Annotated in this window: 24 protein-coding genes; 19 read left to right on the top strand and 5 right to left on the bottom strand. The window is 54.9% G+C overall.

Features of this window, described 5'->3' with window-relative positions; all coding sequences use genetic code 11:
* Positions 1-150: 150 nt before the first annotated feature.
* On the bottom strand, positions 151-831 hold the full coding sequence (locus MKX70_RS32050; protein WP_340841549.1) for an SDR family NAD(P)-dependent oxidoreductase: 681 nt from the start codon (positions 829-831) through the stop codon (positions 151-153).
* A gap of 114 nt (positions 832-945) precedes the next feature.
* Between MKX70_RS32050 and MKX70_RS32045 the strand changes: the two genes are divergently transcribed.
* From MKX70_RS32045 to MKX70_RS32030, 4 genes are all read left to right on the top strand, one after another.
* Complete coding sequence (locus tag MKX70_RS32045; RefSeq protein ID WP_340841547.1) at positions 946-1,428, top strand: winged helix-turn-helix transcriptional regulator; 483 nt, start codon at positions 946-948, stop codon at positions 1,426-1,428.
* A gap of 44 nt (positions 1,429-1,472) precedes the next feature.
* Entirely contained in the window at positions 1,473-2,423 is a 951-nt protein-coding gene (locus tag MKX70_RS32040) for a TRM11 family SAM-dependent methyltransferase (protein WP_340841724.1), read from the top strand.
* A 78-nt stretch (positions 2,424-2,501) separates the two neighbouring features.
* Positions 2,502-3,119: an NUDIX hydrolase gene (locus MKX70_RS32035; RefSeq protein ID WP_042233427.1), complete on the top strand. Its 618-nt coding sequence runs from the start codon at positions 2,502-2,504 to the stop codon at positions 3,117-3,119.
* Between the two features lie 201 nt (positions 3,120-3,320).
* On the top strand, positions 3,321-3,476 hold the full coding sequence (locus MKX70_RS32030; RefSeq protein ID WP_156122990.1) for a hypothetical protein: 156 nt from the start codon (positions 3,321-3,323) through the stop codon (positions 3,474-3,476).
* A 97-nt stretch (positions 3,477-3,573) separates the two neighbouring features.
* On the opposite strand, the gene MKX70_RS32025 is transcribed toward MKX70_RS32030, so the two are convergent.
* Positions 3,574-4,047 (bottom strand): ASCH domain-containing protein, encoded by a 474-nt coding sequence (locus MKX70_RS32025; RefSeq protein ID WP_052416058.1) that lies wholly within the window; start codon positions 4,045-4,047, stop codon positions 3,574-3,576.
* Positions 4,048-4,103: 56 nt separating this feature from the next.
* Positions 4,104-6,035 (bottom strand): ribosomal protection-like ABC-F family protein, encoded by a 1,932-nt coding sequence (gene abc-f, locus MKX70_RS32020; RefSeq protein WP_340841546.1) that lies wholly within the window; start codon positions 6,033-6,035, stop codon positions 4,104-4,106.
* 425 nt (positions 6,036-6,460) lie between these two features.
* On the opposite strand from abc-f, the gene MKX70_RS32015 reads away from it, so the two are divergent.
* Positions 6,461-6,838, top strand: coding sequence for a PH domain-containing protein (locus MKX70_RS32015; protein ID WP_042241779.1), 378 nt, complete (start codon positions 6,461-6,463; stop codon positions 6,836-6,838).
* A gap of 47 nt (positions 6,839-6,885) precedes the next feature.
* Here MKX70_RS32015 and MKX70_RS32010 read toward each other — a convergent pair whose 3' ends face one another.
* Together MKX70_RS32010 and MKX70_RS32005 are read right to left on the bottom strand one after the other, a co-directional pair.
* A complete protein-coding gene (locus tag MKX70_RS32010; RefSeq protein ID WP_042233431.1) occupies positions 6,886-7,425 on the bottom strand; it encodes a chromate transporter in 540 nt (179 codons plus the stop codon).
* Complete coding sequence (locus MKX70_RS32005; RefSeq protein WP_042233433.1) at positions 7,426-8,004, bottom strand: chromate transporter; 579 nt, start codon at positions 8,002-8,004, stop codon at positions 7,426-7,428.
* A 279-nt stretch (positions 8,005-8,283) separates the two neighbouring features.
* Between MKX70_RS32005 and ggt the strand changes: the two genes are divergently transcribed.
* The 14 genes from ggt (at position 8,284) to MKX70_RS31935 (ending at position 26,754) form a co-directional block, all read left to right on the top strand.
* Positions 8,284-9,828, top strand: a complete 1,545-nt coding sequence (gene ggt, locus MKX70_RS32000) for a gamma-glutamyltransferase (RefSeq protein WP_340841723.1) — start codon at positions 8,284-8,286, stop codon at positions 9,826-9,828.
* Positions 9,829-9,906: 78 nt separating this feature from the next.
* Positions 9,907-11,154, top strand: coding sequence for an amidase family protein (locus tag MKX70_RS31995; protein ID WP_340841545.1), 1,248 nt, complete (start codon positions 9,907-9,909; stop codon positions 11,152-11,154).
* 747 nt (positions 11,155-11,901) lie between these two features.
* Positions 11,902-13,476: a PucR family transcriptional regulator gene (locus MKX70_RS31990; protein WP_340841544.1), complete on the top strand. Its 1,575-nt coding sequence runs from the start codon at positions 11,902-11,904 to the stop codon at positions 13,474-13,476.
* A gap of 43 nt (positions 13,477-13,519) precedes the next feature.
* Positions 13,520-14,140: an NTP transferase domain-containing protein gene (locus MKX70_RS31985; protein WP_340841543.1), complete on the top strand. Its 621-nt coding sequence runs from the start codon at positions 13,520-13,522 to the stop codon at positions 14,138-14,140.
* A 218-nt stretch (positions 14,141-14,358) separates the two neighbouring features.
* Positions 14,359-15,531 (top strand): BMP family ABC transporter substrate-binding protein, encoded by a 1,173-nt coding sequence (locus MKX70_RS31980; RefSeq protein ID WP_340841542.1) that lies wholly within the window; start codon positions 14,359-14,361, stop codon positions 15,529-15,531.
* A 107-nt stretch (positions 15,532-15,638) separates the two neighbouring features.
* On the top strand, positions 15,639-17,171 hold the full coding sequence (locus MKX70_RS31975) for an ABC transporter ATP-binding protein (protein WP_340789566.1): 1,533 nt from the start codon (positions 15,639-15,641) through the stop codon (positions 17,169-17,171).
* Entirely contained in the window at positions 17,168-18,283 is a 1,116-nt protein-coding gene (locus MKX70_RS31970) for an ABC transporter permease (RefSeq protein WP_156122992.1), read from the top strand. The genes MKX70_RS31975 and MKX70_RS31970 overlap by 4 nt, the downstream gene beginning before the upstream one ends.
* Positions 18,284-18,313: 30 nt before the next feature.
* Positions 18,314-19,243 carry an ABC transporter permease gene (locus tag MKX70_RS31965; protein WP_039301426.1) on the top strand — a complete coding sequence of 310 codons (930 nt, stop codon included), beginning with the start codon at positions 18,314-18,316 and terminating at the stop codon, positions 19,241-19,243.
* 252 nt (positions 19,244-19,495) lie between these two features.
* Positions 19,496-20,014, top strand: coding sequence for a 2-oxo-4-hydroxy-4-carboxy-5-ureidoimidazoline decarboxylase (gene uraD, locus MKX70_RS31960; RefSeq protein ID WP_340789562.1), 519 nt, complete (start codon positions 19,496-19,498; stop codon positions 20,012-20,014).
* A gap of 242 nt (positions 20,015-20,256) precedes the next feature.
* The gene (gene uraH / locus MKX70_RS31955; protein ID WP_042233444.1) at positions 20,257-20,634 is read left to right on the top strand and encodes a hydroxyisourate hydrolase; all 378 of its coding nucleotides are present in this window, start codon (positions 20,257-20,259) and stop codon (positions 20,632-20,634) included.
* 66 nt (positions 20,635-20,700) lie between these two features.
* On the top strand, positions 20,701-22,095 hold the full coding sequence (locus tag MKX70_RS31950; protein ID WP_042233446.1) for an allantoinase: 1,395 nt from the start codon (positions 20,701-20,703) through the stop codon (positions 22,093-22,095).
* Positions 22,059-23,393, top strand: a complete 1,335-nt coding sequence (locus MKX70_RS31945; protein WP_340841541.1) for a Zn-dependent hydrolase — start codon at positions 22,059-22,061, stop codon at positions 23,391-23,393. Before MKX70_RS31950 ends, MKX70_RS31945 begins: the two co-directional genes overlap by 37 nt.
* 73 nt (positions 23,394-23,466) lie before the next feature.
* The gene (locus MKX70_RS31940) at positions 23,467-24,699 is read left to right on the top strand and encodes a pyridoxal-phosphate-dependent aminotransferase family protein (protein ID WP_340841540.1); all 1,233 of its coding nucleotides are present in this window, start codon (positions 23,467-23,469) and stop codon (positions 24,697-24,699) included.
* Positions 24,700-24,945: 246 nt separating this feature from the next.
* Entirely contained in the window at positions 24,946-26,754 is a 1,809-nt protein-coding gene (locus MKX70_RS31935; RefSeq protein ID WP_042233449.1) for an adenine deaminase, read from the top strand.
* Positions 26,755-26,761: the final 7 nt, after the last annotated feature.

Here is a 26,761-nt window from a genome sequence, read left to right as displayed (position 1 = left end):
ATGTACCTCCTTGGAATTCGCTGCCTAGTACCGCGGAGCCCTGTATCATGCAACGCAAGATGACAGGCCCCGTCGGTTTAGAATCGGCAGTGTAATGCATCCATTATACTGGAGATATAGAGATGGATCAAAAAGGATTGTTCAAGCACCTTACCAGAGGATGGTGGCTGGCGTTACACCTTGTGGAAAAGTATCCTCGGGCTGAGTTCTGCGGGAGTAAAGATCGTACCATGCACCGGCAATGAGATTCGGATCGGCATCAGTCCCGGGTCTGATAATGGCTCCTATAGCTAAATGACCTACATAAATGCCTAGTGGTGCCAGATCCGTGTGCAGGTTCATAGCGTAGTTGCGCAGCCCGCTAAATGCAATTCCCATGTTGCCCATCATAGGAATCGGATACAGGGAGGACAGTCCGGTTTTGAATAAAAGAGCGCCTGTATTCTTCTCCAGCATCTCCGGCAGCACCTGCTCCACACTACGGATCGCGCCGATGACCTGCGACTGGAAAGCGTCAAGTGCAATTTCTTCTGTTACCTGTGTTGCCGGAGTTGGAGGAAAGCTGCCGCTGGTAGGGCTGAATTCCAGTACATCAATGAAGCCGTATTTGTCTTTGATGTTCCGGAATGCTGTGGTGAGCCCTTCCTTGTTGTAAAGATCCGCAGGGAATGCGGCTGCTTCAATACCCAGCATTGTAAGTTCTTCTACCAAAGTTTTTAATTTGGCTCCGTTGCGGGCGATCAAAGCGACACGGAAGCCCTGTCCGCCAAACTTCTTGGCAATGGACAGGCCGAGGCCCGGTCCTGCACCTACGATAGCGATGGTTTGCATAGTCGATCAGTTCCTTTCAGGTTGTTGATTACTAACAGTAACCATGATAGACTTAGTGGGCCTAAGCGGCAAGAAGGCACTATTAGATGCTTAGGTTACATGGAGGTAACTGCCTTGAACAATCAGGAGAAGGATGGATTACAAGCTGGCCGGCAACTAACTATACTGGAGGATTGCACGGTTACCCGGCAGATCCTGGACCGTGTCGGAGATAAATGGAGTATGCTGATCATTGTGAACCTTGGAGCGCAGTCTTTACGTTTCAAGGAACTGCAGCGCCGTTCCAGCGGTATCTCTCAGCGTATGCTTACCCAGACGCTCCGCCATCTGGAACGTGATGGGCTGGTCTGGCGCAAAGCCACCCCTACAGTCCCTTTAACTGTAGAGTACGGTCTTACAGCGCTGGGTGAATCTCTTCTTGGCCCGCTGACTTTACTGGTAGAATGGGTGAGGGGAAACCGTGGAGAAATCGCCAAGGCAAGGATCAGCTATGATGGCGGGCATGGAGATGCTGAACCGGCGGATAGCCCGGAAAAGTTCAGTTTAGAATCAGAAACAGAAGCGCCGCAAGCGGCGGAAGCGATAGGAGCGGAATAACAGTGTCAGCGAATGTATCAGCAAGTCTTGAATATGAAGCACAAATGCCCGAGGGCGGAAACAATTCTTATATCTATACATACGCCCATTCTGAGGATGAGGCATCCCTATGCGGTATGGAGCTGCGCTGTCTGTTTGGCGGCGAGATCCCGCCGGCTATATTCTCAAGCGGGACCCGGGTGGACGTCAGCCGCAGCCCTTTTATCAAAGAGCGGATTGATGTGATGTACGAAGGGGACACGCTCCCGGAAATCTACCGGCAGACGGAACGGGTAGAGCTGAATGGACGGACCTTTAAGGTGATTTTTGTGAAGACGAATGATCTGACACCAGAGCATAAAATTGAATACGATGAACGCAGAGTAATTGAACGGGAAATCGGCCTGCGGATCGAAGGCGAGGCGGATGTGAATCATCCGGAGCTGGTGTATGGAATTGTAACGCTGGGCGGACGCTGGTACTTCGGAGCTTATCATAAGAATAAGGCAACCTGGTTCCGGCAGATGAAAAAGCCCCGCAGCTACTCCATAGCACTCAGCACACGGGTGGCCCGGGCGGCGGTCAATATGGCAGTTCCCCGCATAGCCGGAGTGAAGATGATAGATCCCTGCTGCGGGATTGGCACGGTAATGGTTGAGGCACTGTCTATGGGAATCGATATTGTAGGACGTGATATTAACCCGCTTATTGCTGCCGGAGCGCGGACGAATATCGCCCATTTCGGCTTCGAGAGTGAAGTCACGCTCGGGGATATCGCCGACATTAAGGAGCACTATGATGTTGCTATTGTGGATATGCCTTATAATCTGTATTCGCGGATTACCCCTGAGGAGCAGTTTGCCATTCTCACCAATACCCGCCGGATTGCGGACCGGGTTGTTATTGTGGCGATCGAAGCGATGGATAAGATGATACATTCTGCCGGCTTCACGATCATCGACCGCTGTATTGCGAAGAAAGGTGCGTTCTCCCGTCATCTGATGCTGTGCGAGTAGCGCTAATATAATGAATGGAGCTGCTGGAGTTCTGAAAAAGTATGTTCTATCCCATATCTGATTAAAGGCGGTGTACTTATGGAACAGAAATGGTTAACCTGGGCCAAAGAAATACAGGGGATTGCCCAGACCGGTCTGACCTATGCCAAGGATGTATATGATATCGAACGTTACCAGGCGCTGCGGGAGCTGAGTGTAGATATTCTGGCTAACTATACGTATGAGAGCAAAGAACGCATCCGGCTCTCATTCGCGGGAGAGGGCGGATACAGCACGCCGAAAGTGGATATCCGCGGAGTGATTTTTGAGGATAACCAAATTCTGCTTGTACGTGAGAAGCTGGACGGTAAGTGGGCATTGCCTGGAGGCTGGGCGGACATCGGCTTGTCTCCAAGCGAAGTGGTTGTGAAAGAGATTGCCGAGGAATCCGGCTATCAGGCGGAAGCCGTACGTTTGCTCGCTGTGCTGGACAAGAAATTTCACCAGCATCCCCCGGAGCCTTATCATGTCTACAAAATGTTCATCCTGTGCCGGATTACCGGCGGGGCAGCGGAAGCGGGTGTGGAGACAAGTGGGGTAGGCTTTTTTGCCGAGGATGCCTTGCCTGAATTGTCTGAGGAGCGCAATACGGTGGAGCAGCTGCACACACTGTTCCAATATTTACATAATTCTGAAAAGGCAGTAATATTGGACTAAAGTACTGCATATAATAGATGATCAGGAGTATATAAGTTTTAAAGTAGACAAAAATTGGTTAATATTATTTATGTAAGCCTTTGCATTAATCAACCGCTGAGCCTTTATATCTAAAAAATTTATCAGAAACACAACTTTTTGGGCCAGGCGGTCTACATTTTTTCCTCTGCTGTGTCGATAACAATTTTAGGAGGGGATCACATGGAACAAGAAGAGTTAAGACTTCCGCTGACGCAGGAAGGTGTAACACGTCCTGCAGAAGGTAATATTGCCACCGGCCTGGTATGGGGCGTCCTAATCAGTATTCCATTATGGATCTCGGTTATCGGCTGGATTACGGGCATCTGGAAATTTTAAGATTCACCTTGAAGCTCTAACCTTATACTAACGTGCAACTATACAATGAAGGCTGCCTCTTCGGTTAAGAAGAAGCAGCCTTTTTAAGTGCTAAGATTTACAGTTTTTTATTGATATGCACCAGTCGAAAGGTCTCGCAGATGACCCGCATACCAGGGTCGAATGGCTTACCTTCATCCTCAAGCTCTCTGGTGAAGAATACTTCATGGTTATAGCGCCACGATTCGAGGCTGCGGTCATCCTCCCCTTCAGAATACGCGAACTCAGCCGTTACATCCGCAAACGGAACAATCTCAACCTTCGTAGTCTCGATGATTCCGCGCGGCTGCCCCGTACTGTCCAGCAGCACGGATAGCCCGCCCGCAAAGGGCAGAGGCGTACCGTGTGCATCATTTAACTCATAATTTTGTGCCGTTCCAGTCTTGATTCCAGCCAGGACCAGCTCCAGCAGTTCATCGGCCAGCCGGGGGTTGTCGCCAAAAGCCCAGGCGCTGTCGAAATTCTCCGCTGCCTCAGGATGGTCTTGCAGATAAGACTCCCAGTATTGTGCTATTGCCGGGGTTAATGTCACCTTGTTCACCTCTGTTATGGGATTAGTAATCAGTCTAAAGAATAATCGTAAATGATCTAAGAGTTATCCGCTTCGCTTAACCAGCTGCTGTACAAGTCATCCAGCTTCTGCTGTGCGGCATCCCGCGCCGTCATAAGCTCAGCCAGCTTCCCGGAATCGCTGGCAAACCGAGGGTTCAGCATCTCGCCGTCGATAACACTTAGCTGAGCCTCAACAGCAGCAATGTCCTGCTCCCAGGAGACAGCCGGACGGGGCTTGCGGGAAGGAGCGGAGGATGCGGCATCACCGGCTGGGCGGGGCTTAATGACAGCAGCAGATTTACTCCCTGCTGCTGCCTGCCGTTCGGCAGCCGCTGCTTTCTCGGCCTGCTTCTCCTTATAATATTCATAATTCCCGGAGAAGGATGAGAAACGTCCGCCATCAATACTCCATAGCTTTCCGAAGCAGCGGTTAATGAAATAACGGTCATGCGATACAGCCAGCACGGTCCCGGGGAACTCCTCCAGCGCCTCTTCCAGCGCTTCGCGGGAATCGATATCGAGATGGTTGGTCGGCTCATCAAGAATGAGCAGATTCGGACGGCGGTGCATCAGCACCGCGAAGCGCAGCCGTGTCCATTCTCCGCCGGAGAGATTGGTGATGTTCTTGAACACATCACTGCCGTAGAAGAGAAACCGGGCCAGCTGCCCGCGGGCTTCTCCTTCTTCAAGCCCTGCTTCCTCGCGGAAATAACGGAGCACGGATTGGCCGTTCTCCTCCGGTACAGCTTCCTGGGCCAGGTAGCCGACAACGGCTCTGGAAGCCAGCGTACAGCTGCCGCTGTCCGGGGCTTCCAGCCCGAGAATAATCCGCAGCAGCGTGCTTTTGCCTGCGCCGTTGCCGCCGATCAGTGCCGTAGTCTCTCCATATCTGAGAATATCACTGGCTGCCGAGAAGAGCTTACGCTCTCCGAAGGCTTTGCTAATCTGGTCAAGGATTACGACCTGATTGCCGGTCCGGTCATCCTGCTCCAGCTGCAGATCCATGGACTTGCGTTCCAGAACCGGCCGTTTGACTCTGACCATCCGGTCCAGCGCCTTCTGCATGGAAGCTGCGCGGCGGGGGAACGAGATGTTCTGCGGATTCAGCTTTCCCCATTCAATCAGCCGCTTGATGCTCTCCTGCATCTGCTTAATCTTCTTCTGCTGCTCCTGATAGTCAGCGAACTGCTGCAGGAGTCTGGCTTCCTTCTCCACCTGATAGCCGCTGTAGTTCGTATGGAAGGTGAAGGCTTCGCCGTCTTCGATCTCAATGACCTTCTTAACGACGGCATCGAGGAAATAACGGTCATGGGAAATGGCCAGCACAGTGCCGTCATAGCTCTGCAGGAACTGCTCCAGCCATTCGATAGCATCCATATCGAGGTGGTTGGTCGGCTCATCGAGCAGCAGAATATCGGGACGGCGCAGCAGCAGCTCGGCGAGGCCGACCTTGGTCTTCTCCCCGCCGGAGAGGGAAGAGAACCGGCGGTCATACTGGCCGCTTCCAATGCCAAGGCCGGCGGCAACACGGCTGATGGAGGATTCAATTTCATATCCGCCAGCGGCTTCGAATTTCTCCTGCAGGTTGCCGTATTCCTTAAGCAGCCGGTTCCAAGCCTGTTCATCGTCACTTGCACCGGAAGCGGACATGGTCTGCTCCAGCTCCCGCAGGCGGCGCTGCCACTGCAAGGGCTCCGCGAAGCTGCGCTGCAGAACCGCATATACGGTTTCATCGTCGCTCACCTGCTGAATCTGCGCGAGCAGTCCGATGACGCTGCTCCGGCGGATGGAGATCTGTCCCTGATCGGGACGTTCTTCCCCGCTCAGCAGATGGAAGAGGGTGGTCTTGCCGCAGCCGTTGCGGCCGATCAGGCCGATTTTTTCGCCTTGGCGGATATCGAAGGTGATGTTCTCCAGGACGAGCTGGGCACCGTGGTATTTTTGGACATTTTGGCATGAGATGATCATAGTTATTCTCCTTTTATAGGAACGCCCTGACTACAAAACAACATAAAAAGGCCGCAGGGAAATTTCCCCGCGGCCTGAGTATTCTCCGGTTTATGAGATCCGTTGAAGTGTAGGCGAGAAAGGCATTTCACAATGTTGTAGTGTTATTAAGTTCTTGTAAATGGACAGACTTCTCCCGTCCAGGGCATTTACATGAACGATGCCAGCCATAATATTAATCAGCCGGCTACTAACACTGTTGGTCCGATTGTGATCCATTCTCCTACACCTCCTTCTTCTAAATTTATAGTCATTTTAACCAATAAACCGGGAATAAGCAAGAGGGAAATCCCCTTGCTCTGGTATAAATCCATAAATCTGCAAGTAGTATGGACTATGGCAGAGGAGGATTTGCTGCCAATCTATTACAGGAAAAGGGGATGACTATGGCGATTTTTAACGGATTGCTGGGCAATGCTTCCCAGGTCCCGCTGGAAGATGTGAAGCGGGAATATGCGCAGATTCTGGCTCCGCAGGAAACGATCGAACGCGCCTATAAGCTGATCCGGGATATGTTTATTTTTACAGACAAACGCCTGATCCTCGTAGATAAGCAGGGGATGACCGGCAAGAAAACGGAATATCACTCAATTCCCTACAAAAGCATCACCCATTACTCGGTGGAAACGGCCGGGCATTTCGATCTCGATGCGGAGCTGTGCCTCTATGTGTCCGGTGCGGCGGTGCCGCTGAAGAAAACCTTCAACAAGTCCGTCAATATCTATGAGGTGCAGGCGGTGCTGTCGCAATATATTCTGAAGTGAGCGTGGTCCCGGAGAAGGTTATTAGCCAGGGGGAACGTGATCGTCAGCTAGAACGTGTACTGCAGCACCAGCCCGCCATAGGCAAAAGCAGCGAGAATAACCAGCGCGGGGTGGAGTTTTAAGTGCTTCAGGGCCCAGAAGGCTATTGCGGCAATGATCAGGGTCTGCCAGATGCCAATGGAATCTGCCGGGCCTTTGGCCATTTTAAAGGTAAGCACAACCATCATAATGGCGATAACCGGCTGGACAAGCAGCGTCATGCCTTTGACAACAGGCGACTGCTTGTATTTCTGCATCACGTTCAGCAGGATGATCAGCGCAGCAGCGGAAGGGACAATCGTCGCCAGCAGAGCAGCGGCCAGTCCGGGCCAGCCATAGACATCGTAGCCTACATAAGCAGCGATTTTGGTGGCAATCGGTCCGGGGAGCGCATTGCCGAGCGCCAGCATATTGGAGAATTCTTCATCGGTCAGCCAGCCGTAATGCGGCACAATCTCTTCGTACATTAGCGGAATGGAGGAGGGGCCGCCGCCGTAGCCGAGCACGTTGGCCATGAAAAAACCATAGATCAGCTTGAGCCATTCCATTTAGGCGGTCCCCCCTTTGTTCTGTTTCGCGAGTATCCGGTAATGGACTGTTCCATAACCGAGGTATAGCACGATGACTATGGCCGGATGCAGATGCAGCACTTCAAGCAGCACCAGAGCGAGCAGCAGGAAGCCGGTCCCGATCATTACACCAAGGCCTTTAAAAGCCTTCCGGGCAAATTCATAAGCCATCATTCCCAGCATAACCGCAATCACAGGGGAAACCGCAGCGATCATTCCGGCTACAACCTTGGAACCGCTTAAGTAATTTACGGCAGATAACAACGCGATCATCGCAATTCCGCTGGGAAAGATATGTGCCAGTACGGAGAGAGTGGCTCCCCGGACGCCTTTTAGCTTATAGCCGAGGTAAGCGGCCATTTTGGTAGCGATCGGACCCGGCAGCGCATTGGCAATGGCAAGTGTCTCGCCGAACTCCTCATCGCTCAGCCAGCCATAGCGGGTTACGGCATCATGCCGGATCAGCGGGATGACGGACGGTCCGCCGCCATAGCCGAGGATGCCTGTTCTGGACATAGCCATAGCCATCTGGATGTATTCGTTACCGGTGGTTTTCATTAGGATAGGCCCCATTTCATAAGTGGATTCCGCAGCGCGGAATGGTGCTTGGCCGCTTGATCAGCTTATTCTATACAATTCATATGCCCGGTTCTATATTACAGGCTCTTGTAGACGTAAAGTTTGTGCATGGCTCACAAAAATAACAGCGTGAATTTACGGTTTCCCGGAACCGATTGACAAAGGTTTCGGGCGTACTGTTAAATGACACTAACTTGAACGACACCGGAATGGGAGATGGTCAGCTTGACGAGAGGACCTGTAATCGGCACGAAAACGATGGTGGTCAGTCCCCATTATCTGGCATCCGCTGCAGGAGCACGGATGCTGGAAAAAGGCGGCAACGCCTATGATGCGGCGGTTGCAGTCAGCGCCGCGCTGGCTGTAGTCTATCCGCATATGACCGGGCTCGGCGGCGACGCCTTCTGGCTGGCCTACAGCGCCGGGGAAGGGCGCGTCCGGGCCTACAACGGCAGCGGACGATCCGGTTACGCCGTCCGCAGGGACTGTTACGCGGGGGAGACGGCCATCCCGCGGCGGGGTGTGCGCAGCGCCATTACGGTACCCGGAATGGCGGATAGCTGGGAGGCCGTCCAGCGTGAGTATGGACGGCTGACCCTGGCTGAGGTGCTGGAGCCGGCAATCGGCTACTGCGCCGATGGATTTCCGCTGTCGCCGGACCAGCACGGGGGCAGCGTTCTGGCCGGAGCCGCGCTGTCTCCTGAGGCAGCGGCGATCTATCTTCCCGGCGGCCGGATTCCGGCGGCGGGCGGGAGGTTTGTGCAGCGGCAGCTGGCCGGGACGCTGCGGGCCTTGGCCGCCGGAGGCCGGGATGCTTTTTATAAGGGAAAGATCGCGGAGGAGATAAGTGAGTATATGCGGGCGTCGGGCGGATATCTTACCCGGGATGATTTCGCCGATCACCGGGGGAACTGGGAAGAGCCGCTGTCCACGGACTACCACGGGCACAAGGTCTATCAGGTTCCGCCCAACTCGCAGGGCTTCACAGCGCTTATGGCACTCAATATACTGGAACGTTATAACTTTGCTGACATCGGGCATGGCTCGTATGAGTATTATCATCTGCTGGTGGAGGCGCTGAAGCTGAGCTTCCGCGACCGGGACCGGGTGCTGACCGATCCGGCCTTCAGCAGGATTCCGCTGGATCAGCTGCTGGATAAGGGGTATGCAGCACAGCTGGCAGCTTCAATCTCCCCGCAGCAGGCGCTGGCTATCGGCAGTGAGCCGGTCGGCCGGGATACGGCCTATGCTGCGGTTGTGGACGGGGAAGGAAATGCGGTTTCGTTCATCCAGAGCCTGTACTTCGAATTCGGCTCCGGGGTTGTGGCCGGAGATACGGGGATTCTGCTGCAGAATAGAGGCTCTTTCTTCTCGCTTGATCCAGGTCATATTAATACGCTGGAGCCGCATAAGCGCACGTTCCATACACTGATGCCGGCGATGGCCTGCCGGGACGGCAAGCCCGCCTATCTGTATGGCACGCAGGGCGGCGAAGGTCAGCCGCAGACGCAGACCCTGCTGCTGACCCGGATGCTTCATTACGGCATGAACCCGCAGACGGCAGTGAATGAACCCCGCTTCGTCTGGGGCAGAACCTGGGGAGAGCCTACCCAGGAGCTGAAGATAGAGAGCCGGGTGGCAGCAGGCGTGCAGGCCGAATTGGCAGAAGCGGGGCATCTGGTCCGTGCGGTCGGGAGCTACGATGGGATCATGGGCCATGCCCACGCCATCTCAATTGACGGCAACGGCTACCGCAGCGGCGGTACGGACCCGCGTTGTGACGGAGCGGCCATCGGGTGGTAAGCATATGGGAAGCTGGCCAACACCGCTTCAAGGAAACAGAGGAAGCCCGGTCCGTCCGGGAAGAAAGGTGGGAACAGCATGGCTCTACATAATCATTACGGTGCGTTCAGAGTTCCGGAGCTTGCGGTTCCCGGCAGCGGACACGGGACTCTGCATGACTTAAGCTTCACCGTTAAAGATGTATTCGCGGTAGCCGGACACCGTTCATCCGCCGGCAACCCGGACTGGCTGCGCAGCCATGAGCCTGCGGCTGCCCACGCACCGGCAGTGAGCAGGCTGCTGCAAGCCGGAGCTGCGCTGCGCGGGGCAGCTCATACGGATGAGCTGATGTACAGCCTGGGCGGCGAGAACTATCACTACGGCACACCGGTGAATCCGCACGGGGAGGACCGGATTCCCGGCGGATCTTCCAGCGGCTCTGCGGTGGCGGTAGCTTCCGGCAGTGTGGACTTCGCCTTGGGCACGGACACCGGAGGATCAATCCGTGTCCCTTCGGCATATTGCGGGGTATACGGCTTTCGCCCTACCCATGGAGCAGTGGATATGGAAGGTGTGATTCCGCTGGCACCGGGTTTTGATACGGTGGGATGGATGGCGGGCAGCGCGGAGCTGCTGGTGAAAGCTGGTGAGGTGCTCTTGGGACAGCCCGTGAGGGTGACGGATCAGCCTGGTGAGATCCAAAAGGACAAGCAAACGGGTGCTCAAACCGGCAAGCAAACCAATGTGCACAGGCTGTCCCGGATGTTCATCCCGCCGGAATGCTGGTCATTAGCCGGTCAGGAGTACGGCCGCTATCTGAAGCTGGGGCTGAATAGGCTTCAGACAGGTTCCACATTGCAGACTGCCGAAATGGAGATTGCCCCGGAAGGCTTGAAGACATGGATGGATGTCTTCCGTGAACTGCAGGGTGCCCAGATCTGGTCAACGCATGGAGCGTGGATTGAGCAGGAGCGGCCGGTCTTCGGACCGGATATTGCCGCCCGGTTCACTTGGGCGGCGGGGCTGGCCGGAGCGGACCACAGCGGGGCCCGCTCCTTGCAGAGGGAGTTCACGGAGCGGCTGCGGGGGCTGCTCGGGAATGACGGCTGCCTCGTCATTCCGACCGTGCCCGGCCCGGCGCCGCTGCGTGGCGGAGATCCCGCGCAGTTGGAGCTGAACCGGAGCGGTGCCATGATGCTCAGCTGCATTGCCGGACTGGCCGGGCTGCCGCAGGTAACGCTGCCGGTGGCGGGACCCGGTGATCTGCCGCTTGGACTGTCCATTATTGGCGGGTATGGGCAGGACCTCCAACTCCTAGCATGGGTGCAGGAAGTATGGAAGCAGTGATACGCTGAGTACTGGGAAGAGAGTAAGAGAGTAAGAGAGTAAGAGAGTAAATGAGGAATAAGAAAAATGTGCTGACCATGTGTACGATACTTAAGCAAACGGGCAGCTGCAGAGTGAATCGGACTCAGAAGACCCTATTTTGCCCGAAAACCTGTTATTCTGCCGGTTGCGGACTCAGGAGCCGTTATCTTGTTCATTGAAGCCTGAAATGAGGGGAAATGAGCTTAATAACGGAATCTGAGTCCGCATAACCTGTTGAAAGGCTATAATTCGCCTCAATAAGGGCCCTCCAGTCCGGAACGCTTTACGGCTATCGGTTCATCCCTCTCCGGGGGGGCCAAACCGGTGCTTATTGCCGCCGGATCTGAAGGACGCCAGCTACTGCGCAGAGCAGCTGATTATCCCTCTTAACATCGCACTGCGCACAGCAGCTGATCATCCCTCTTAACATCGCACTTGCACACAGCAAGCCCTAGCTCTCCCGACGAGGAGAATCGGGGCTTTTTCTATTTTTTGCGTCAGATTAGAACCTGTGCTTGAGGATTTATTGAATTGACAATAAGGAAAGATTTAATTATCCTCCAGCAACCAATCGTTAAAATTCTGTGACATACGTAATATTACCTGACATTCTCAGTTTATATTTTCACTTTTCTCTTTCCATGAAGGGTCATTTTATCTATAATGTTACATAAAGTAACACTGAAGAAGATTTAAAGAAGATGAAATTATAGAAGGAGGGATGGCATGCATCTTACGGTTGAAGAAGCGTTGTCCATTTATCCTTTATCTGAAGCTAAACTCATTGCAGGCTCCAAGGGGAAGCACAGGATTGTCAAATCCATCAACGTAATGGATGCCCCGGATATCTCAGATTGGATCAAAGAAGGGGAAATGCTGCTGACTACCGCCTATCTGATCAAAGACAGTCTCGAGGATGCCTCGGCACTGCTGCAGACGCTGAACCGCCGCGGATCGGCAGGTCTTGGCATCAAGCTGGGCCGCTTCTGGGATGCGGTGCCGGAGGAGTTGATTGCCGAAGCGGAAACGCTGAATTTCCCGCTGATTGAGCTGCCGTTCCAGTTCACCTTCTCCGATCAGATGAACGGTTTGTTCCGCGCCGAACTCTCGCGCAGCACAAGTGTGCTGCAGAGCATTATGGAGAAGCAGCGCAAGCTGATGCGCTTCGCCCTGCGTTCCGGGCGCAGCCGTCCGCTGCTCGAATCAGTCTCTGAGGTTATCGGCTATCCGCTGGCGGTGATCAGCGTCCGGGGCGCTGCGGTCTTCAATAACTCCGGTTATTCCGACAGCCAGCTGCTGGAGGGCTGGCCTTGGCTGAACCGGAATCAGCGCTTCCGCATGGGCGAATGCTCGGGATACCGGATTCCTCTGATGCAAGGCGAGAAATGCTCGGGTTATCTTCTGTACTGCAGGATTGATCCATTGCTGCTGCCGGTCGAGGAAAGCTTGTTTATCCAGGGTGCTGAACTTATTTCATATCATATCCATACCGGGTTTGAGGATTATTTCGAGCATCCCGAGCACCGGGAATTCAGCGGGCTGCTGCGGCGTTGTCTGAACGGCGGGCTGTCGTGTGCCGAGCTGTCCCAGGCGGCGCTTAAGCTGGATGTATTGCTGCTGCAAGCCCCGTTCCAGTTTCTGCTTACCGATGTGGCTGCTGCCGGAGAAGCAAGGCAGGCGGAGCTGCTGCGGCTGAAGGAGGAGTATCTGGAGCATCCGGTGCTGCATGGGCTGCAGGCGGTTCATTTGATAATGGAAGAGGGATTGCTCTCCCTCTATCCGGCAGGACCGCTAGCTCCGGAGCAGTTCCGGGAGCTGATTAATGAATGTTTTCACAATCTGAAGTTTGATAAAGGTTATTATCCGCGGGCTGCCGTCAGCGGGGTGAAGGTGAAGCCGGAAGGGCTGAAGGAAGCTTTTGCCGAGATTAAGGAATGTATGGGGATGGTCCAGCAATGGGGGGCACATGGAAATGTGGTGCATTACCGGCAGCTTGAGCTCCATCTGTTGCTGAACCAGATCCCGGCGGAGACGATGGAGAGATACTGCAGCGGCAGTCTGCGCGGTCTGCTCAGCCGTGAACCGGAATACGTCAAGGAAATGCTCCATACGCTGGAGGTCTATCTGGATAATGACGGCCATGTGAATGAAACTGCGAAGAAGCTGTTTATTCACCGCAATACCGCCACTTACCGCATTGAGAAGCTTAGTGAGCTGCTCGATGTCGATTTCAAAAAAATCAATGATCTCATGAGGCTGAAGCTGGTATTCCTGTTCCGCAGAATGCTGGAACGTGAATAGCTGTAGTATGCCTCTGCAAATTAACGGAAGGAGTGGAGTGCACATGAGAGTAGCCGGAATCTATCTGGCGGCAAGCCGGAGCAAGGAAGCAGCAACTGGAAGTGGTTCTCTGAAGCAGCCGGGTGGAATAATGGCGGGAGCAGCCACGCTAAGTGAGCTGGAGCGGTGCGGTCTTGATCCGCTGATTGTGGTGGTCCGGGCAGATGATCCTCTAAAATGGATGCCTCCCGCCAGTTCCCGGAGCAGCAGGCGCACGGAGACCTGCCTGACGGCTCATTTAGGGCTGTCCTTCTCTCTCCGGTGCGGATTGAATGCCATATCATCTCTACAGCCTGATGCCGTTGTCATCGCTCTGGCGGATCAGCCGTTTATTCCTGCGGCGCTGGTGAACCGGCTGACGGATGCCTTTGAGCGGAATCCCGGTCTCGACTATGTGGCAAGCATAACTGAAGGCATGGTGAATCCCCCTGTGTTGTTCGCGAAATCTGTGTTTCCGGAGCTTCAGGCACTGGACAGTGATAGGGGGTTATCGGTTGTTTTTCATTCTCCAGGCTATAAGGGAATGATGCTGCAGAGTGATTCCGGCCGGGATTTCATGGATGCGGAGCTGCCGGTCAGCTTTGGGGAGATTCGCAGGGAATGGAGTGCGCCAAGGGACATCTGACAGAGAAATTGCTATTTTCCAAAATTATGTTAGGGAATATCACATATTTTAAGCATAATTCAAGGTACTCTAGTGCACAAAACACAAAAACGATAGCAATTCTTATAAAATGACACAAAGCTATGTTATATAAATTTACGTAACTGCCGTGTCTCAGTATAGTAGAGATACATTAATGGCTAGAGCCATTAGAAGAGATATCCTGGAGGAGGAGAATTATGAAAAGAAGGGGTCAGGGATTTAAATTCAGCCTGGTAACCATGTTCCTGTTAGCGGTGGTTCTGACGGGGTGCGGCAACAACAATACGGTATCGAACACGAACGCGGCGGCCACTGAGGCGCCTGCGGCAACGAATGCAGCAGCCACCGAGGCAGCAGCAACAGCAGAGCCGGCAGCAGAGAAGCCGACGGTTGCTTTTGTCTACATCGGGCCTCCGGGTGACGGCGGGTATACGTATCAGCATGATCAAGGCCGTCTGTACATGGAGAAGGAACTGGGCATTAAAGCGGATTTCGTGGAAAATGTACCGGAAAGCGCCGATGCGGAACGCATCATTACAGAACTCGCCCAGAATCATGACATTGTCTTCACCACAAGCTTCGGATATATGGATTTCACCTTGAACGTAGCCGGCAAATTCCCTAATGTGAAGTTCCTTCATGCCTCCGGTTACAAAACAGCCGATAACATGGGGACTTATTTCGGCAAAAACTATCAGGCAAGTTATCTGTCCGGTATCGCGGCAGGCAAAATGACGACGAAGAATCATCTTGGTTATGTTGGAGCCTTCCCGATCAGCGAAGTTATTTATAACCTAAATGCTTTTACCCTGGGAGCACAAAGTGTAAACCCTGATGTCAAAGTGGATGTAGTATGGACCAACACCTGGTATGACCCTGCTACTGAACGTCAGGCGGCAATCAGCCTGCTGGATAAAGGTGCAGATGTTCTGCTGGCTTACCAGGATTCACCGGCTACGCTGCAGGCTGCTGCAGAACGCGGAGCTTTTGCCGGAGGAAATGACTCTGACATGAGCAAATATGCGCCGGACAACTATTTGACCAACCCTGTATGGAACTGGGGCCCTTATTACGTAAAAGCCGTTCAATCCGTTATGGATGGAACCTGGAAGAGCGAGCAATACTCCGGCGATATGGCTGATGGTATGGTTGAGCTTGCGCCGTTCGGCAACAAGGTTCCGGATGATGTGAAGCAACTGGTGGAAGAAGCCAAAGCCAAAATCATCAGCGGAGAGCTGGATGTATTCACCGGCCCGATCTCGGACAACCAAGGAAATGTAGTGGTTCAAGACGGCCAAAAGCTGACGCTTGAAGAAGTGCTTTCCATGAACTGGCTGGTTAAGGGTGTTGAAGGTACCATCCCGCAATAATGGCAGCTTTGAACTGAATACAGCACGGCCTTATGGGTGGGGCGGGTTCCGTATGTCGGAATCTTCCCCACCCGTACTACAACTATAAAGGAAAGGAGCTTCCCACAATGCAGGACCATTCAGTTGAAATGCGCGGGATAGTGAAAAAGTTCGGTTCTGTAACGGCCAGCGATCAAGTCGATTTTTCGGCAAATGCGGGTGAGATTCACGCGCTGCTTGGTGAGAACGGAGCAGGGAAAAGCACAGTCATGAGTATGCTGTCAGGTGTGTACAGGGCGGATGCGGGGGAGATCCTCATTCACGGCAAACCAGCCAAAATCCGTTCTCCGAAAGATGCGGCACTCCTCGGGGTAGGCATGGTATTTCAGAACTTCAGACTGGTGCAAAGTCTCACGGCAGCGGAGAACATCGTGCTTGGCGAAAAGTCGTCTTTCTGGCGTGGCAGCAAGTGGATCAAGCATAAACATGAAGAGATTGAGGCGCTCGGAGAACGGTTTGGACTTAAATTTCCGGTTGACCGGCCGATCTGGCAGTTGTCTGTCGGTGAACAGCAGCGTGTTGAAATTGTCAAAACCCTATACCGCGGTGCAGACATTATTATTCTCGATGAGCCGACCTCGGTGCTGACACCGGGAGAGGCGGAGCAGCTGTTTGAAACCCTCAAGGTGATGAAGCAGACGGGGAAGACGGTAATCATGACGACTCATAAAATGAAGGAAGTCATGGCTTCCTCAGACCGGATCTCGGTGATGCGCAAAGGGAAAATGATTGCCACTCTGGAGACGGCAAAGACGGATGAGCTGGAGCTGGCCCGGCTGATGGTGGGCAGAGAAGTGACGATCACCCGTCAGGAGCGCGAGGCTACTGCAGGTGAACCCCTGCTGGTTGTTAAGGAGCTGGATGTTGCTGCCGATCATGGACGCAAGGCACTCGATGCCTTGTCGCTCACCGTACGTGAAGGCGAGATCGTAGGGGTGGCCGGTGTCGCCGGCAACGGGCAGAAGGAGCTGGCCGAGGTGCTGACCGGGCTTAGAACGTGGAAGACCGGCGAGATTATTTTTGACGGCAGTCCTGTAAAAACAGCCTCGGTAAGAGGCGCCATCGACTCGGGAATCTCGCATGTGCCGGAGAACCGGATGAAGAGCGGTCTGGCCGGACGTCTCGGTTCGGTCGATAATCTGCTGTTCAAGTCTTACCGCAGTGAGGAGCATTCCAGATTCGGCTTCCTGAAGGCTGCGAAGAACCGTTCCTGGTCACAGGAGCTGGTCCGCCGCTTCAATGTGAAGACACCGGAGCTGGATACCCCGGTGCAGCAGATGTCGGGCGGCAATCAGCAGAAGCTGCTGTTCGCCCGCGAGGTCAGCCACCAGCCGAAGCTGATGGTTGCCGTTCATCCGACCCAGGGGCTGGATGTCGGCGCGACGGCTGGTGTCCACGAGCTGCTGATGGAGCTGCGGAGCTCCGGCAGCGGCGTACTGCTGATCTCCGAGGATCTCGATGAGCTGCTGCAATTGTCTGACCGCATTCTGGTCATATACAACGGTTCAATCATAGGGGAAAGCGATCATGAGCATGCGGACCGGGAACAAATCGGACTGATGATGGCCGGAATCCGGAACATGGAGGGGAGCGCCGTATGAGTCCGAATACTGGAAGCAATTCTACAGTGCTGGAGCCCTCACCGGGGAAAAGCGGGAAATGGTACTCCCTCAGGCTTGAATACGATTCAAGCCGTACCCGTTCACCGTGGTGGACGCCTGTTCTGTCTGTTATTCTGGCGCTGCTGCTCTGTGCGGTGTTCATTGCCGCCAATGGCATGAGCCCGATTGTTGTATACGAAAAAATGTTCCGCGGAGCCTTCGGGACCTCCTACGGCTTCACAGAAACCATGGTAAAAGCCATTCCGCTATTGCTATGCGGACTTGGTATCGCGGTGGCTTACCGGATTTCCGTCTGGAACATCGGTGCGGAGGGCCAGCTGACTGTAGGGGCTATGGCGGCTACAGCGGTGACGATTTATTTCCCTGATCTGTCTTCGTTCTGGTCGATCACACTGATGCTGGTCTTCGGTACGGCGGCCGGGGCATTGTGGGGTCTGATGACCGCAGTTCCGCGGACGCATTTCGGTGTCAATGAGCTGATTACCTCGCTGATGCTGAACTACGTGGCTCTGCTGGCTCTGGACTATGTGGTCTTCGGACCGTGGAAGGACCCGAAGGGCTTCAACTTCCCGGGTTCACCTATGTTCACCGCTGCTCAGTCACTGCCTGTCCTGGGAAGCACACGGCTGCATATCGGGCTGATCTTCGGGCTGGTGGCCGTCCTTATCTATTATCTGATGATCAAATTCACCCGCTGGGGCTATGAGCTGCGCCTGATCGGTGCCAATCCTACAGCTGCCCGCTACGCGGGGATTCATATCAAGAAGCATATCATTATCGTCATGCTGATTAGCGGCGGCCTTGCCGGTATTGCCGGCATGGCTGAGGTCTCGGGGGTTACACATAAGCTGATGCAGGGGATATCACCCGGTTATGGCTATACGGCAATCATCGTGGCTTGGCTTGCCAAGCTGAACCCGCTGGGTCTTATTGTCACCTCCATTCTGTTCGGCGGACTGATCGTCGGCGGCTATAGTGTACAGACCATCGGACTGCCTTCGTCCATATCGGAAATGCTGCAGGGTGCGATCCTGTTCTTCCTGATTGCCGGCGACATGATTCACCGTTTCCGCATCCGCCGGAGCGCATAACAGCATTCGCTTAGAGAAGGGAGTTTACTCATGGATTTCACTACACAGTTATTAATAGCCGCCATATCCGCCGGAACACCGCTGCTGCTGGCTACACTGGGAGGCATTCTGACCGAACGGGCCGGCATCATTCAGCTCGGTGCGGAAGGGCTGATGCTGATGGGGGCGGTGACGACCTGTATCGTCTACATCCGCAGCGGGAACCTGATCCTTGCCCTGCTCGCGGCTGTAGCCATTACTGCGCTTCTGGGTATGGTGCATTCCTTCCTTACAGTTACCCTCCGGGCGAACCAGACCATGTCAGGGCTTGCCATGACGCTGTTCGGCAGCGGACTCAGCGCCTATCTAGGTAAGTCCATCAGCGGCATTCCGCTTCCCGGCACCTCACCCAAGCTGGATCTGGGGGCGCTGAAGTCGGTTCCGGTGATCGGGGATATTTTTGGCCGGATGGATTATCTGACCTGGTTCAGCCTGCTACTTGTTCTCGTGCTGCATTTGCTGATTCATCATACCTCCTGGGGCCTGCATCTGCGGGCAGTCGGAGACAATCCGGCTACTGCGGACGTCATGGGCATCCGTGTACAGCTGATCCGCTATAGCTACGTTACAGCCGGAGCTGCACTGATTGGTCTTGCCGGGGCAGATATGGTGCTGGCCTATGCACCGACCTGGAATGAAGGCCTTACGGCCGGCCGGGGCTGGATCGCCGTCGGTCTGGTGATTTTTGCCAGATGGAATCCGCTGCGTGCGCTCTTCTGCGCATACTTCTTCGGGGCACTCGATTCCCTGGGCTTCCGCATACAGCTGCTGGGCAGTGTGGTGCCGTCGTATTTCCTCAAAATGATTCCTTATGTCGTTACGATTCTCGTCCTGATGTATCTCGGATACCGCAACCGCAACAAGCCTTCCGGCACGCCGGAATCGCTGGGAACCCCTTATGTTCGTGAACAGCGGTTCTGAGTTGCTGAATGCTGCATAGAAGGTACAATATAAGATAGTAAGTATATGCGAACAGGAAGGAATATCACACGGATTTCAGAGTAATACCGGTATGGTCCATTTCATGCAGTTCGGACATCTTAAATCACTAAGAGATCGGCACTTCAGGTGCTGATGGCTAAGTAGATGGCTTGAATGCGGAAATGGGCTTTTTTTACCCTAAATAATGTTTGAATTTAAACTATGCAAATTAGATGGATGGAGGATGAGCCATTGAATACACCTGCGGATATTGTGACACTGGAACAGATCAACAGCATGGAACAACCGGAATTTGTAGAGAGCCTTGGTGGTATATTCGAACATTCGCCCTGGGTTGCGGAAGGCGCCTACAGTGAGCGTCCGTTTGAATCGGTGCAGCAGTTGCATGACACTATGGTGGAAACGGCACGGAAGGCGGATCGTAGCCAGGTACTTGCGCTGCTCCGAGCCCACCCTGATCTGGCAACAAGGCTGCAGGTCACTCCGCTATCGGCGGCAGAGCAGCAGGGGGCCGGGCTGGACCGGCTGACACCGGAGGAATTCAAGCAGCTTACGAAGCTGAATGCCGCCTATACTGATAAATTCCAGTTCCCGTTCATTCTGGCTGTGCGCGGCAAAAATAAAGATGACATCATTAAGGCCATCCGTGAGCGGGTGGACCGAAGCTTGCAGGAAGAATGGGATCAGGCGCTGCAGGAAATCGGCAAGATTACCCGTTTCCGGCTGGAGGATCTGCTGGCGGAGGAATAGGGTACAATGCAAGTGGCCTCATCCGATCCGCACATTACAGCATACTTGCTTCTAACAAATCAGCAGGAGGTATCGTTCATGACCGGAACCAGCGGCTTAATCCTTAGTATGGTGCGAAGAATGAACAAAAAAATAGGCAAAAAGTGCGGCAATCTGTGCGGGGGAAATAACCCAGAAATGCTTCTGCCGGAACCGGAAGTCCGCTGCATCAATAGATGCAGCAGGACTGGAGGGTACCTGTCATGAGCGGGCGGTTAACGACTCATGTGCTGGACCTGTCGCAAGGGAAGCCTGCAGCGGGCATGTCGCTACAGCTTTGGAGTTTCGGTGAGGGAATGCCCTCACTGTTATGCGAGGCTGTCACGAACAGTGACGGCAGGCTGGACGCTCCCCTGCTGGCAGGGGAAGCATTGCTGGCCGGAAGCTACGAGCTGCTCTTCATGGCTGGTGATTACTTCAGGGGTGCTCAGGCGGGTGCTGGCAGTGAACCGGCAAGCGGGACCGGCAGCATGTTTCTTGAGCATATCCCGATCCGCTTCAGCATTACGGACCCGGCAGAGCATTATCATGTGCCGCTGCTGGTTGCACCGGGAGGATACAGCACATACCGAGGCAGTTAAACGTACCTATACAAATACAAATACGAATACCATTACGAATACCACTAGACCGGAGGTGACCGTTACATGGAGGAATCCTATGAGCTTATTATCAGGAATGGGGATGTTGTACTCCCTGGAGAAGTCCGTAAGCTGGATATCGGTGTGAAGGACGGCAGAATCGCTGCCCTGGGCGAAGCGCTGCACGGCTCACCTGCCACTACAATAATTGATGCAGCAGGACAATATGTGCTCCCCGGCATGATTGATATGCATGTTCATTTCAATGAGCCGGCGTTCGGCCATTGGGAAGGCTTCCGCAGCGGATCGGCTTCCCTTGCTGCTGGAGGCTGTACCTGTTATGCGGATATGCCGCTGAATGGTAATCCGCCGACTGTAAATATAGAAGCACTCCGCTTGAAGACAGAAGCTGCAGCCGGGAATTCGGCGGTGGATTATGTGCTGTGGGGCGGACTCGTGCCCGGCAATCTGGAGGACCTGGAGGAGCTGGCGGCGGCAGGTGTTACCGGCTTCAAGGCGTTTATCTCGAATCCCGGCGGTGAAGGCGAAGGCCGGTTCCGCGAGGTGGATGACGACACCCTGTATCAGGGGATGGTCCGCATCGCCGCAATCGGCGGCATTCTCGCCCTGCATGCGGAGAGTGAAGAGATGACCTCGGCGCTCGGAGCAGCTGCACTCCGCGAGGGGCGGAGCACTGCGCGTGATTTCGCCGCTTCCCGCCCGCCCGAAGCAGAGCTTGAGGCTGTTGCACGGGCACTGCTATATAGTGAACGGACCGGCTGCCGGCTGCATTTCGTGCATATCAGCACCTCCGCAGCCTTGGAGCTGATTCACGAGGCGAAGAAGCGGGGGCTGGATGTTACAGCGGAGACCTGCCCTCATTATCTGATTCTGAACGAGGACAGCATGGAGGAGCTGGGGCCGCTGGCGAAATGTGCTCCGCCGCTGCGCAGCAGCGGGGAGCGGGAACGTCTGTGGGATGCGGTGGCTGCGGGCCTGGTGGATCTGATTGCTTCTGATCATTCCCCATGTCCGGCGGAATTGAAGCTGGCGCCCGGCTTGTCTTTTTTTGAAGCCTGGGGAGGAATATCAGGGGCGCAGAGCAGTCTGGAGCTGATGTTCCATGAGGGGGTGCGGGTGCGCGGCCTCCGGGTCACTCAGATTTCAGCGCTGTTGTCGGAGCTGCCTGCCCGGCGTTTCGGACTGGAGCAGCGCAAAGGCTCCATCGCTCCGGGGCTGGATGCCGATCTGGTGCTGCTTGATCCGAATGCGAATTATACCCTTCAGGCGGAGGATTTATATTACCGCCACAAGCATAGTCCTTATGCCGGTATGACCTTATCCTGCAAGGTAACGGCAACCCTCTCCCGCGGCAATGTGGTTTATACAGCCGGAGAAGGCATTGTTGCAGCGGATGGCGGTGAATGGCTGCGGATCTCCAGCCGCCGGCCGGCCCGATGAAGCTGCCGGTCCGGCATGTCCCGGCCGGAGAGATGCTGAAGCTGCTGGATGAACTCGCAGCCTTCAGTGCTCCCGGCCAGGGGGTTACCCGGCTGCTGTACACGCCGGAGTGGTACCGGGTTCAGCATTTTTTGCAAGAGAGAATGTCTGGACTCGGTCTTGAGGTCAGAACGGATGAGGTCGGAAATGTATACGGCAAGCTGGCCGGATCAGAGGTGGAAGATAAAGTCATCTTAACCGGCTCACATATCGATACGGTGGTGAGCGGCGGACGTTATGACGGTGCTTACGGAGTAGCTGCTGCTGTAACTGCACTGCATTATCTGCAGAGGACCTTCGGCCAGCCGCTGCGGTCGCTGGAGGTTGTGTCCTTTTGTGAAGAGGAGGGCAGCCGCTTTCCGTTAACGTTCTGGGGTTCGGGCAATGTTACAGGGCTGTATGACGGAAGTGAACGTGAGAGCTGTGCTGATGCCGAAGGGGTAACGCTCGCGGCAGCGATGGCTGCCTGCGGTCTGGGCGGCAGCCTTGAAGCCTCGGGAACCGGCTCGTATAATACTTCTGAGAGCGGAGACGCTGTCTTCGGACACAGTCCGGTCCGCAGTGATATTGCCGCCTACGTGGAGCTGCATATTGAACAGGGTATTATTCTGGAACGGTCATCCCGGGAGATCGGTGTGGTGCAGGCGATCGCCGGTCAGCAGAGATGCAAGGTCAAGGTGTGCGGAACGGCCAATCATGCCGGAACAACGCCGATGGGGCTGAGGCAGGATGCGCTGGCAGGCAGCGCAGAAATGCTGCTGGCGCTGGAGCGTGCCGCTCTGGCGGAAGGAGATCCGCTGGTGGCTACATCGGGCAGGCTGGAAGTCTATCCGGGGACGCCGAATGTCATTCCGGGCGAAGTGCAGTTCACACTGGATATCCGGCATAGCGAAGCCTTGAGGCTGGAGCGCTTTTGCTCAGGAATTCTTGATGAATTCGCAGACATTGCCGGCAGGCGAGGCCTGATTCTGGAAGTGCTGCCTCAGTTGGCCACCACTCCTGCACCAATGGATGCCGGGTTGTGCACGCTGCTGGAACAAATCTGCCTGGAGCAGGGGCGATCGTACCGGAGCATGGTCAGCGGGGCAGGGCATGATGCCCAGCTGTTCGCGCCGCGCTGCCCGTCGGCAATGATATTCGTGCCCAGCCGGGGAGGGGTTAGCCATTCTCCTGATGAATATACGTCACCGGAAGAGCTGACTGCGGGACTCGAAGTACTGACGGCAATCTTATATAAATTGGCTTATACAGAGAACTGAAGCTCAGGGGTTCATGAGAGGGTGCAATTCCGGAGATTCAGGAGATCCAGAGAGACAAGAGGGGGAGAGAGTGATGAAGCGCTACGAAGATTTATCGCCGTCCTTGCGGTGTATTATGACTCCGGGACCGGTAGAGGTTGATCCGCGTGTGCTGCGGGCCATGTCGTATCCGGTATTGGGTCAATTCGATCCCGAGTTTACAGATATTATGAACGAGACGATGGAGATGCTGCGGGAGCTGTTTGCCACAGGCAATAAGTGGGCCTATCCGGTGGACGGCACATCACGCTCCGGGATTGAAGCGGTAATGGTCAGTCTGATCGCTCCGGGAGACCGGGTGCTGATTCCGGTCTTCGGGCGGTTTGGCCATCTGCTGCATGAGATTGCCGAGCGCTGCGGTGCAGAGGTATTCATCATTGAGCAGACCTGGGGCAGCGTGTTTCCGCCGGAGGATGTGATCGCGGCCATACGCAGCTTTAAGCCGGATGTGGTGGCGATTGTCCACGGGGAGACCTCTACGGGACGTGTGCAGCCGCTGGCCGAGATCGGGCGGGCTTGCCGTGAGCAGGATGCCCTGCTGATTGTGGACGCGGTGGCGACCATTGGCGGGGTGCCTGTGGAGACGGATGCCTGGATGCTCGATGCCGTGGTCGGCGGAACGCAGAAGTGTCTGTCTGTCCCTTCGGGCATGTCCCCGGTCACCTATAACGAGCGTGCCGAAGCTAAACTGCTGAAGCGCAAACAGGTAGAGCGGGGCCTTAGAACCGGTGTCGATGAGGCAAGCGAGCTGCCGGTTGTCCGCAGCAACTACTTTGACCTCGGCATGCTGCAGGATTACTGGAGCCCCCAGCGGTTGAATCACCATACGGAGATGACCTCCATGCTGTACGCATTGCGTGAGGGACTGCGGCTGGTGCTGGAAGAAGGGCTGGAGGCCCGGCATGTCCGTCATAAGCATCATGAGCGAGCCCTGGTAGCCGGCCTGACCGCAATGGGTTTGGAGCTGTACGGTGATCCGGAGAGCAAGCTGACGGTAGTCACCTGTGTGCTGATTCCGGAGGGAGTGGACGGGGAGTCGGTGCGTTCCATGTTGCTGAACCATTTCGGGATAGAGATTGCCAGTTCGTTCGGTCCGTTAAAAGGAATGATCTGGCGCATCGGCACCATGGGCTTCAGCTGCCGGGAGAATAATGTGCTGCGTCTGCTTGGAGCACTGGAGGCGGCGCTTGTACGCCACGGATTCGCCGTTTCAGCCGGCCAGGGTGTCCAGGCGGCACTTGACGTATACGAGTCAAAAGTAAGATAATCATAAAAATGCGCTAAGTGGTGAAAGGTAAGCAGCACAAGTTACGCTCCGGAGCAGCCGGACGGCTTGTGTTTTGGGCTAAATACGCTGTATAAGCATCGTTAAGCTCCGCTTAGATAAGCAGTCAGGTCTATTCTCCTGGCGATAGTTCAAACAACGGCTTGCGACCCGTGAGGGGCGTCAGGGCCGTTTTTGCTAAATAGAATATAAATATAGGAAACCAATAACAGGAAGGGAGTGTGTATTATGACTTATACAAGAAAACCACTTGCGGACTGCGTACCTGGACTTGTGGCTACTGCCCGCGGCGACCAGCCGGCGACACTGGTGATTACTGGCGGCAAACTGGTCAATGTATGCTCCGGAGAGATTCTGGAGGGGATGTCTGTAGCAGTACAGGGCGGACGTATTGCCTACGTTGGCAAGGATGTCTCGCATACGATCGGTGAGGGGACACAGATCATTGATGCTGCAGGCAAATACATTGCCCCGGGTCTGCTTGACGGGCACTGTCACATCGAGAGTACACAGCTGACGGCGACTGAGTTTGCCCGTGCAGTGCTGCCTATGGGCACGACCGGCGGATTCTTTGATGCTCATGAGATCGCCAATGTATTCGGGCTGAAGGGCATTAAGCTGATGCTGGATGAGATGCGTGAAACTCCGCTGGCGGCTTATATGCAGGTTGCCTCCTGCGTACCTTCAGCAGGAGCGGAATTCGAAACAACCGGCGCATCGATCGGACCGGAGGAAGTAGCCGAGGCCTTTACCTGGGGCGAGGATGTCATTGCGCTGGGCGAAGTGATGAATTTCCCTGGCGTGGTGTACGGCGATGAGAAGATGCTTGGGGAAATTCAGGCGACTCTGCGCGCGGGACGTTATGTAGACGGTCATTTCACCTGGCCGGCGGATGACTGGAGACTTCCGGTTTATGCCGCCGCAGGTGTAACCGGCGATCATGAGTGTGTGACGGCGGAGGATGTAATCGAACGCGTACGTCTTGGGATGTATGCCAAAATGCGCCGCGGCTCCGCCTGGCATGATGTGGCGAAGACCATCACCGCGCACACCGAGCATGGGCTCGACCCGCGCCGGATGATGCTGGTGACCGACGACCGCAGCTCGGAGTCGCTGCGGGATGAAGGTCATATGGATTTTGTGGTGCGGCACGCCATCTCCCAGGGTCTTAAGCCGGTCACGGCTTTTCAAATGGCAACGATCAATACCGCCGAACGGTTCGGGGTAGCCCGTGATATCGGCTCAATTACGCCGGGCTCCTGTGCAGATATCATTCTGCTGGACGGAAATCTGGCTGATGTACACGTCGTGATGACGATTGCGGCTGGAGTTATCGTAGCAGAGAACGGGATCATGACGGCTGAGCTGAGTCCGTACACTTATCCGGATGAAGTGTTGGCCTCTGTACATCTGCCGCAGCCTCCGGTTCCGGAGGACTTCGTAATCCACGCGCCAATTGCTGAAGGTATTCTGGCCACACGGATCATCAAGGTGATCGAGAATCATGTGGAGACCGGGGAACTGATCATCAATCTGCCGGTCGCTGAATCCAAGCTGTTGGTCCAGGGGGGCTTGTGCAAAATCGCCGTCCTGGAGCGGCATAAGGGAACCGGCAACAAATCGGTTGGCGTGGTTGAGGGGATCGGCTTCCATGAGCCTGCTGCGATTGCCATGACTGTAGCCCATGACAGCCATAATGTGCTGGTCATCGGCAATGATGATAACCTCATGGCTAAAGCTGCGGGTGCAGTAGCTGAAGCTCAGGGCGGTGTTGCGGTTATTACCGCTTCCGGAACAACTCTGTTCCCGCTGGCAATTGCCGGACTGATGTCGGCAGAGCCGTTCGAGATTGCTGCAGCCCAGTCTGCGGCCATCAGTAAAGCGCTGTATGATGCAGGCTGCACATTGAATTATGCTTTTATGACCTTGTCGCTGCTTGCACTGGCGGTCATTCCGACGCTGCGGATTTCAGATAAAGGGCTGGTGCGGATTTCGCCGGAAGAGGGGATTCAGCTGGTTCCATTGTTTGTGAGCTAAATCTACG

This window comes from Paenibacillus sp. FSL R7-0312, assembly GCF_038004445.1.
Classification (GTDB): Bacteria; Bacillota; Bacilli; order Paenibacillales; family Paenibacillaceae; genus Paenibacillus_AQ.
Note: the sequence above shows the minus strand (reverse complement) of the source record. Positions and strands in the feature narration are given on the sequence as shown.

Bases quoted from the DNA above. Each gene is read 5' to 3' on its own strand.
- MKX70_RS32050 (WP_340841549.1), bottom strand. From the start codon at position 831: ATGCAAACCATCGCTATCGTAGGTGCAGGACCGGGCCTCGGCCTGTCC.
- MKX70_RS32040 (WP_340841724.1), top strand. From the start codon at position 1,473: ATGCCCGAGGGCGGAAACAATTCTTATATCTATACATACGCCCATTCT.
- MKX70_RS32035 (WP_042233427.1), top strand. From the start codon at position 2,502: ATGGAACAGAAATGGTTAACCTGGGCCAAAGAAATACAGGGGATTGCC.
- MKX70_RS32030 (WP_156122990.1), top strand. From the start codon at position 3,321: ATGGAACAAGAAGAGTTAAGACTTCCGCTGACGCAGGAAGGTGTAACA.
- abc-f (WP_340841546.1), bottom strand. From the start codon at position 6,035: ATGATCATCTCATGCCAAAATGTCCAAAAATACCACGGTGCCCAGCTC.
- MKX70_RS32015 (WP_042241779.1), top strand. From the start codon at position 6,461: ATGGCGATTTTTAACGGATTGCTGGGCAATGCTTCCCAGGTCCCGCTG.
- MKX70_RS32010 (WP_042233431.1), bottom strand. From the start codon at position 7,425: ATGGAATGGCTCAAGCTGATCTATGGTTTTTTCATGGCCAACGTGCTC.
- MKX70_RS32005 (WP_042233433.1), bottom strand. From the start codon at position 8,004: ATGAAAACCACCGGTAACGAATACATCCAGATGGCTATGGCTATGTCC.
- ggt (WP_340841723.1), top strand. From the start codon at position 8,284: ATGGTGGTCAGTCCCCATTATCTGGCATCCGCTGCAGGAGCACGGATG.
- MKX70_RS31995 (WP_340841545.1), top strand. From the start codon at position 9,907: ATGGCTCTACATAATCATTACGGTGCGTTCAGAGTTCCGGAGCTTGCG.
- MKX70_RS31990 (WP_340841544.1), top strand. From the start codon at position 11,902: ATGCATCTTACGGTTGAAGAAGCGTTGTCCATTTATCCTTTATCTGAA.
- MKX70_RS31985 (WP_340841543.1), top strand. From the start codon at position 13,520: ATGAGAGTAGCCGGAATCTATCTGGCGGCAAGCCGGAGCAAGGAAGCA.
- MKX70_RS31980 (WP_340841542.1), top strand. From the start codon at position 14,359: ATGAAAAGAAGGGGTCAGGGATTTAAATTCAGCCTGGTAACCATGTTC.
- MKX70_RS31975 (WP_340789566.1), top strand. From the start codon at position 15,639: ATGCAGGACCATTCAGTTGAAATGCGCGGGATAGTGAAAAAGTTCGGT.
- MKX70_RS31970 (WP_156122992.1), top strand. From the start codon at position 17,168: ATGAGTCCGAATACTGGAAGCAATTCTACAGTGCTGGAGCCCTCACCG.
- MKX70_RS31965 (WP_039301426.1), top strand. From the start codon at position 18,314: ATGGATTTCACTACACAGTTATTAATAGCCGCCATATCCGCCGGAACA.
- uraH (WP_042233444.1), top strand. From the start codon at position 20,257: ATGAGCGGGCGGTTAACGACTCATGTGCTGGACCTGTCGCAAGGGAAG.
- MKX70_RS31950 (WP_042233446.1), top strand. From the start codon at position 20,701: ATGGAGGAATCCTATGAGCTTATTATCAGGAATGGGGATGTTGTACTC.
- MKX70_RS31945 (WP_340841541.1), top strand. From the start codon at position 22,059: ATGGCTGCGGATCTCCAGCCGCCGGCCGGCCCGATGAAGCTGCCGGTC.
- MKX70_RS31940 (WP_340841540.1), top strand. From the start codon at position 23,467: ATGAAGCGCTACGAAGATTTATCGCCGTCCTTGCGGTGTATTATGACT.
- MKX70_RS31935 (WP_042233449.1), top strand. From the start codon at position 24,946: ATGACTTATACAAGAAAACCACTTGCGGACTGCGTACCTGGACTTGTG.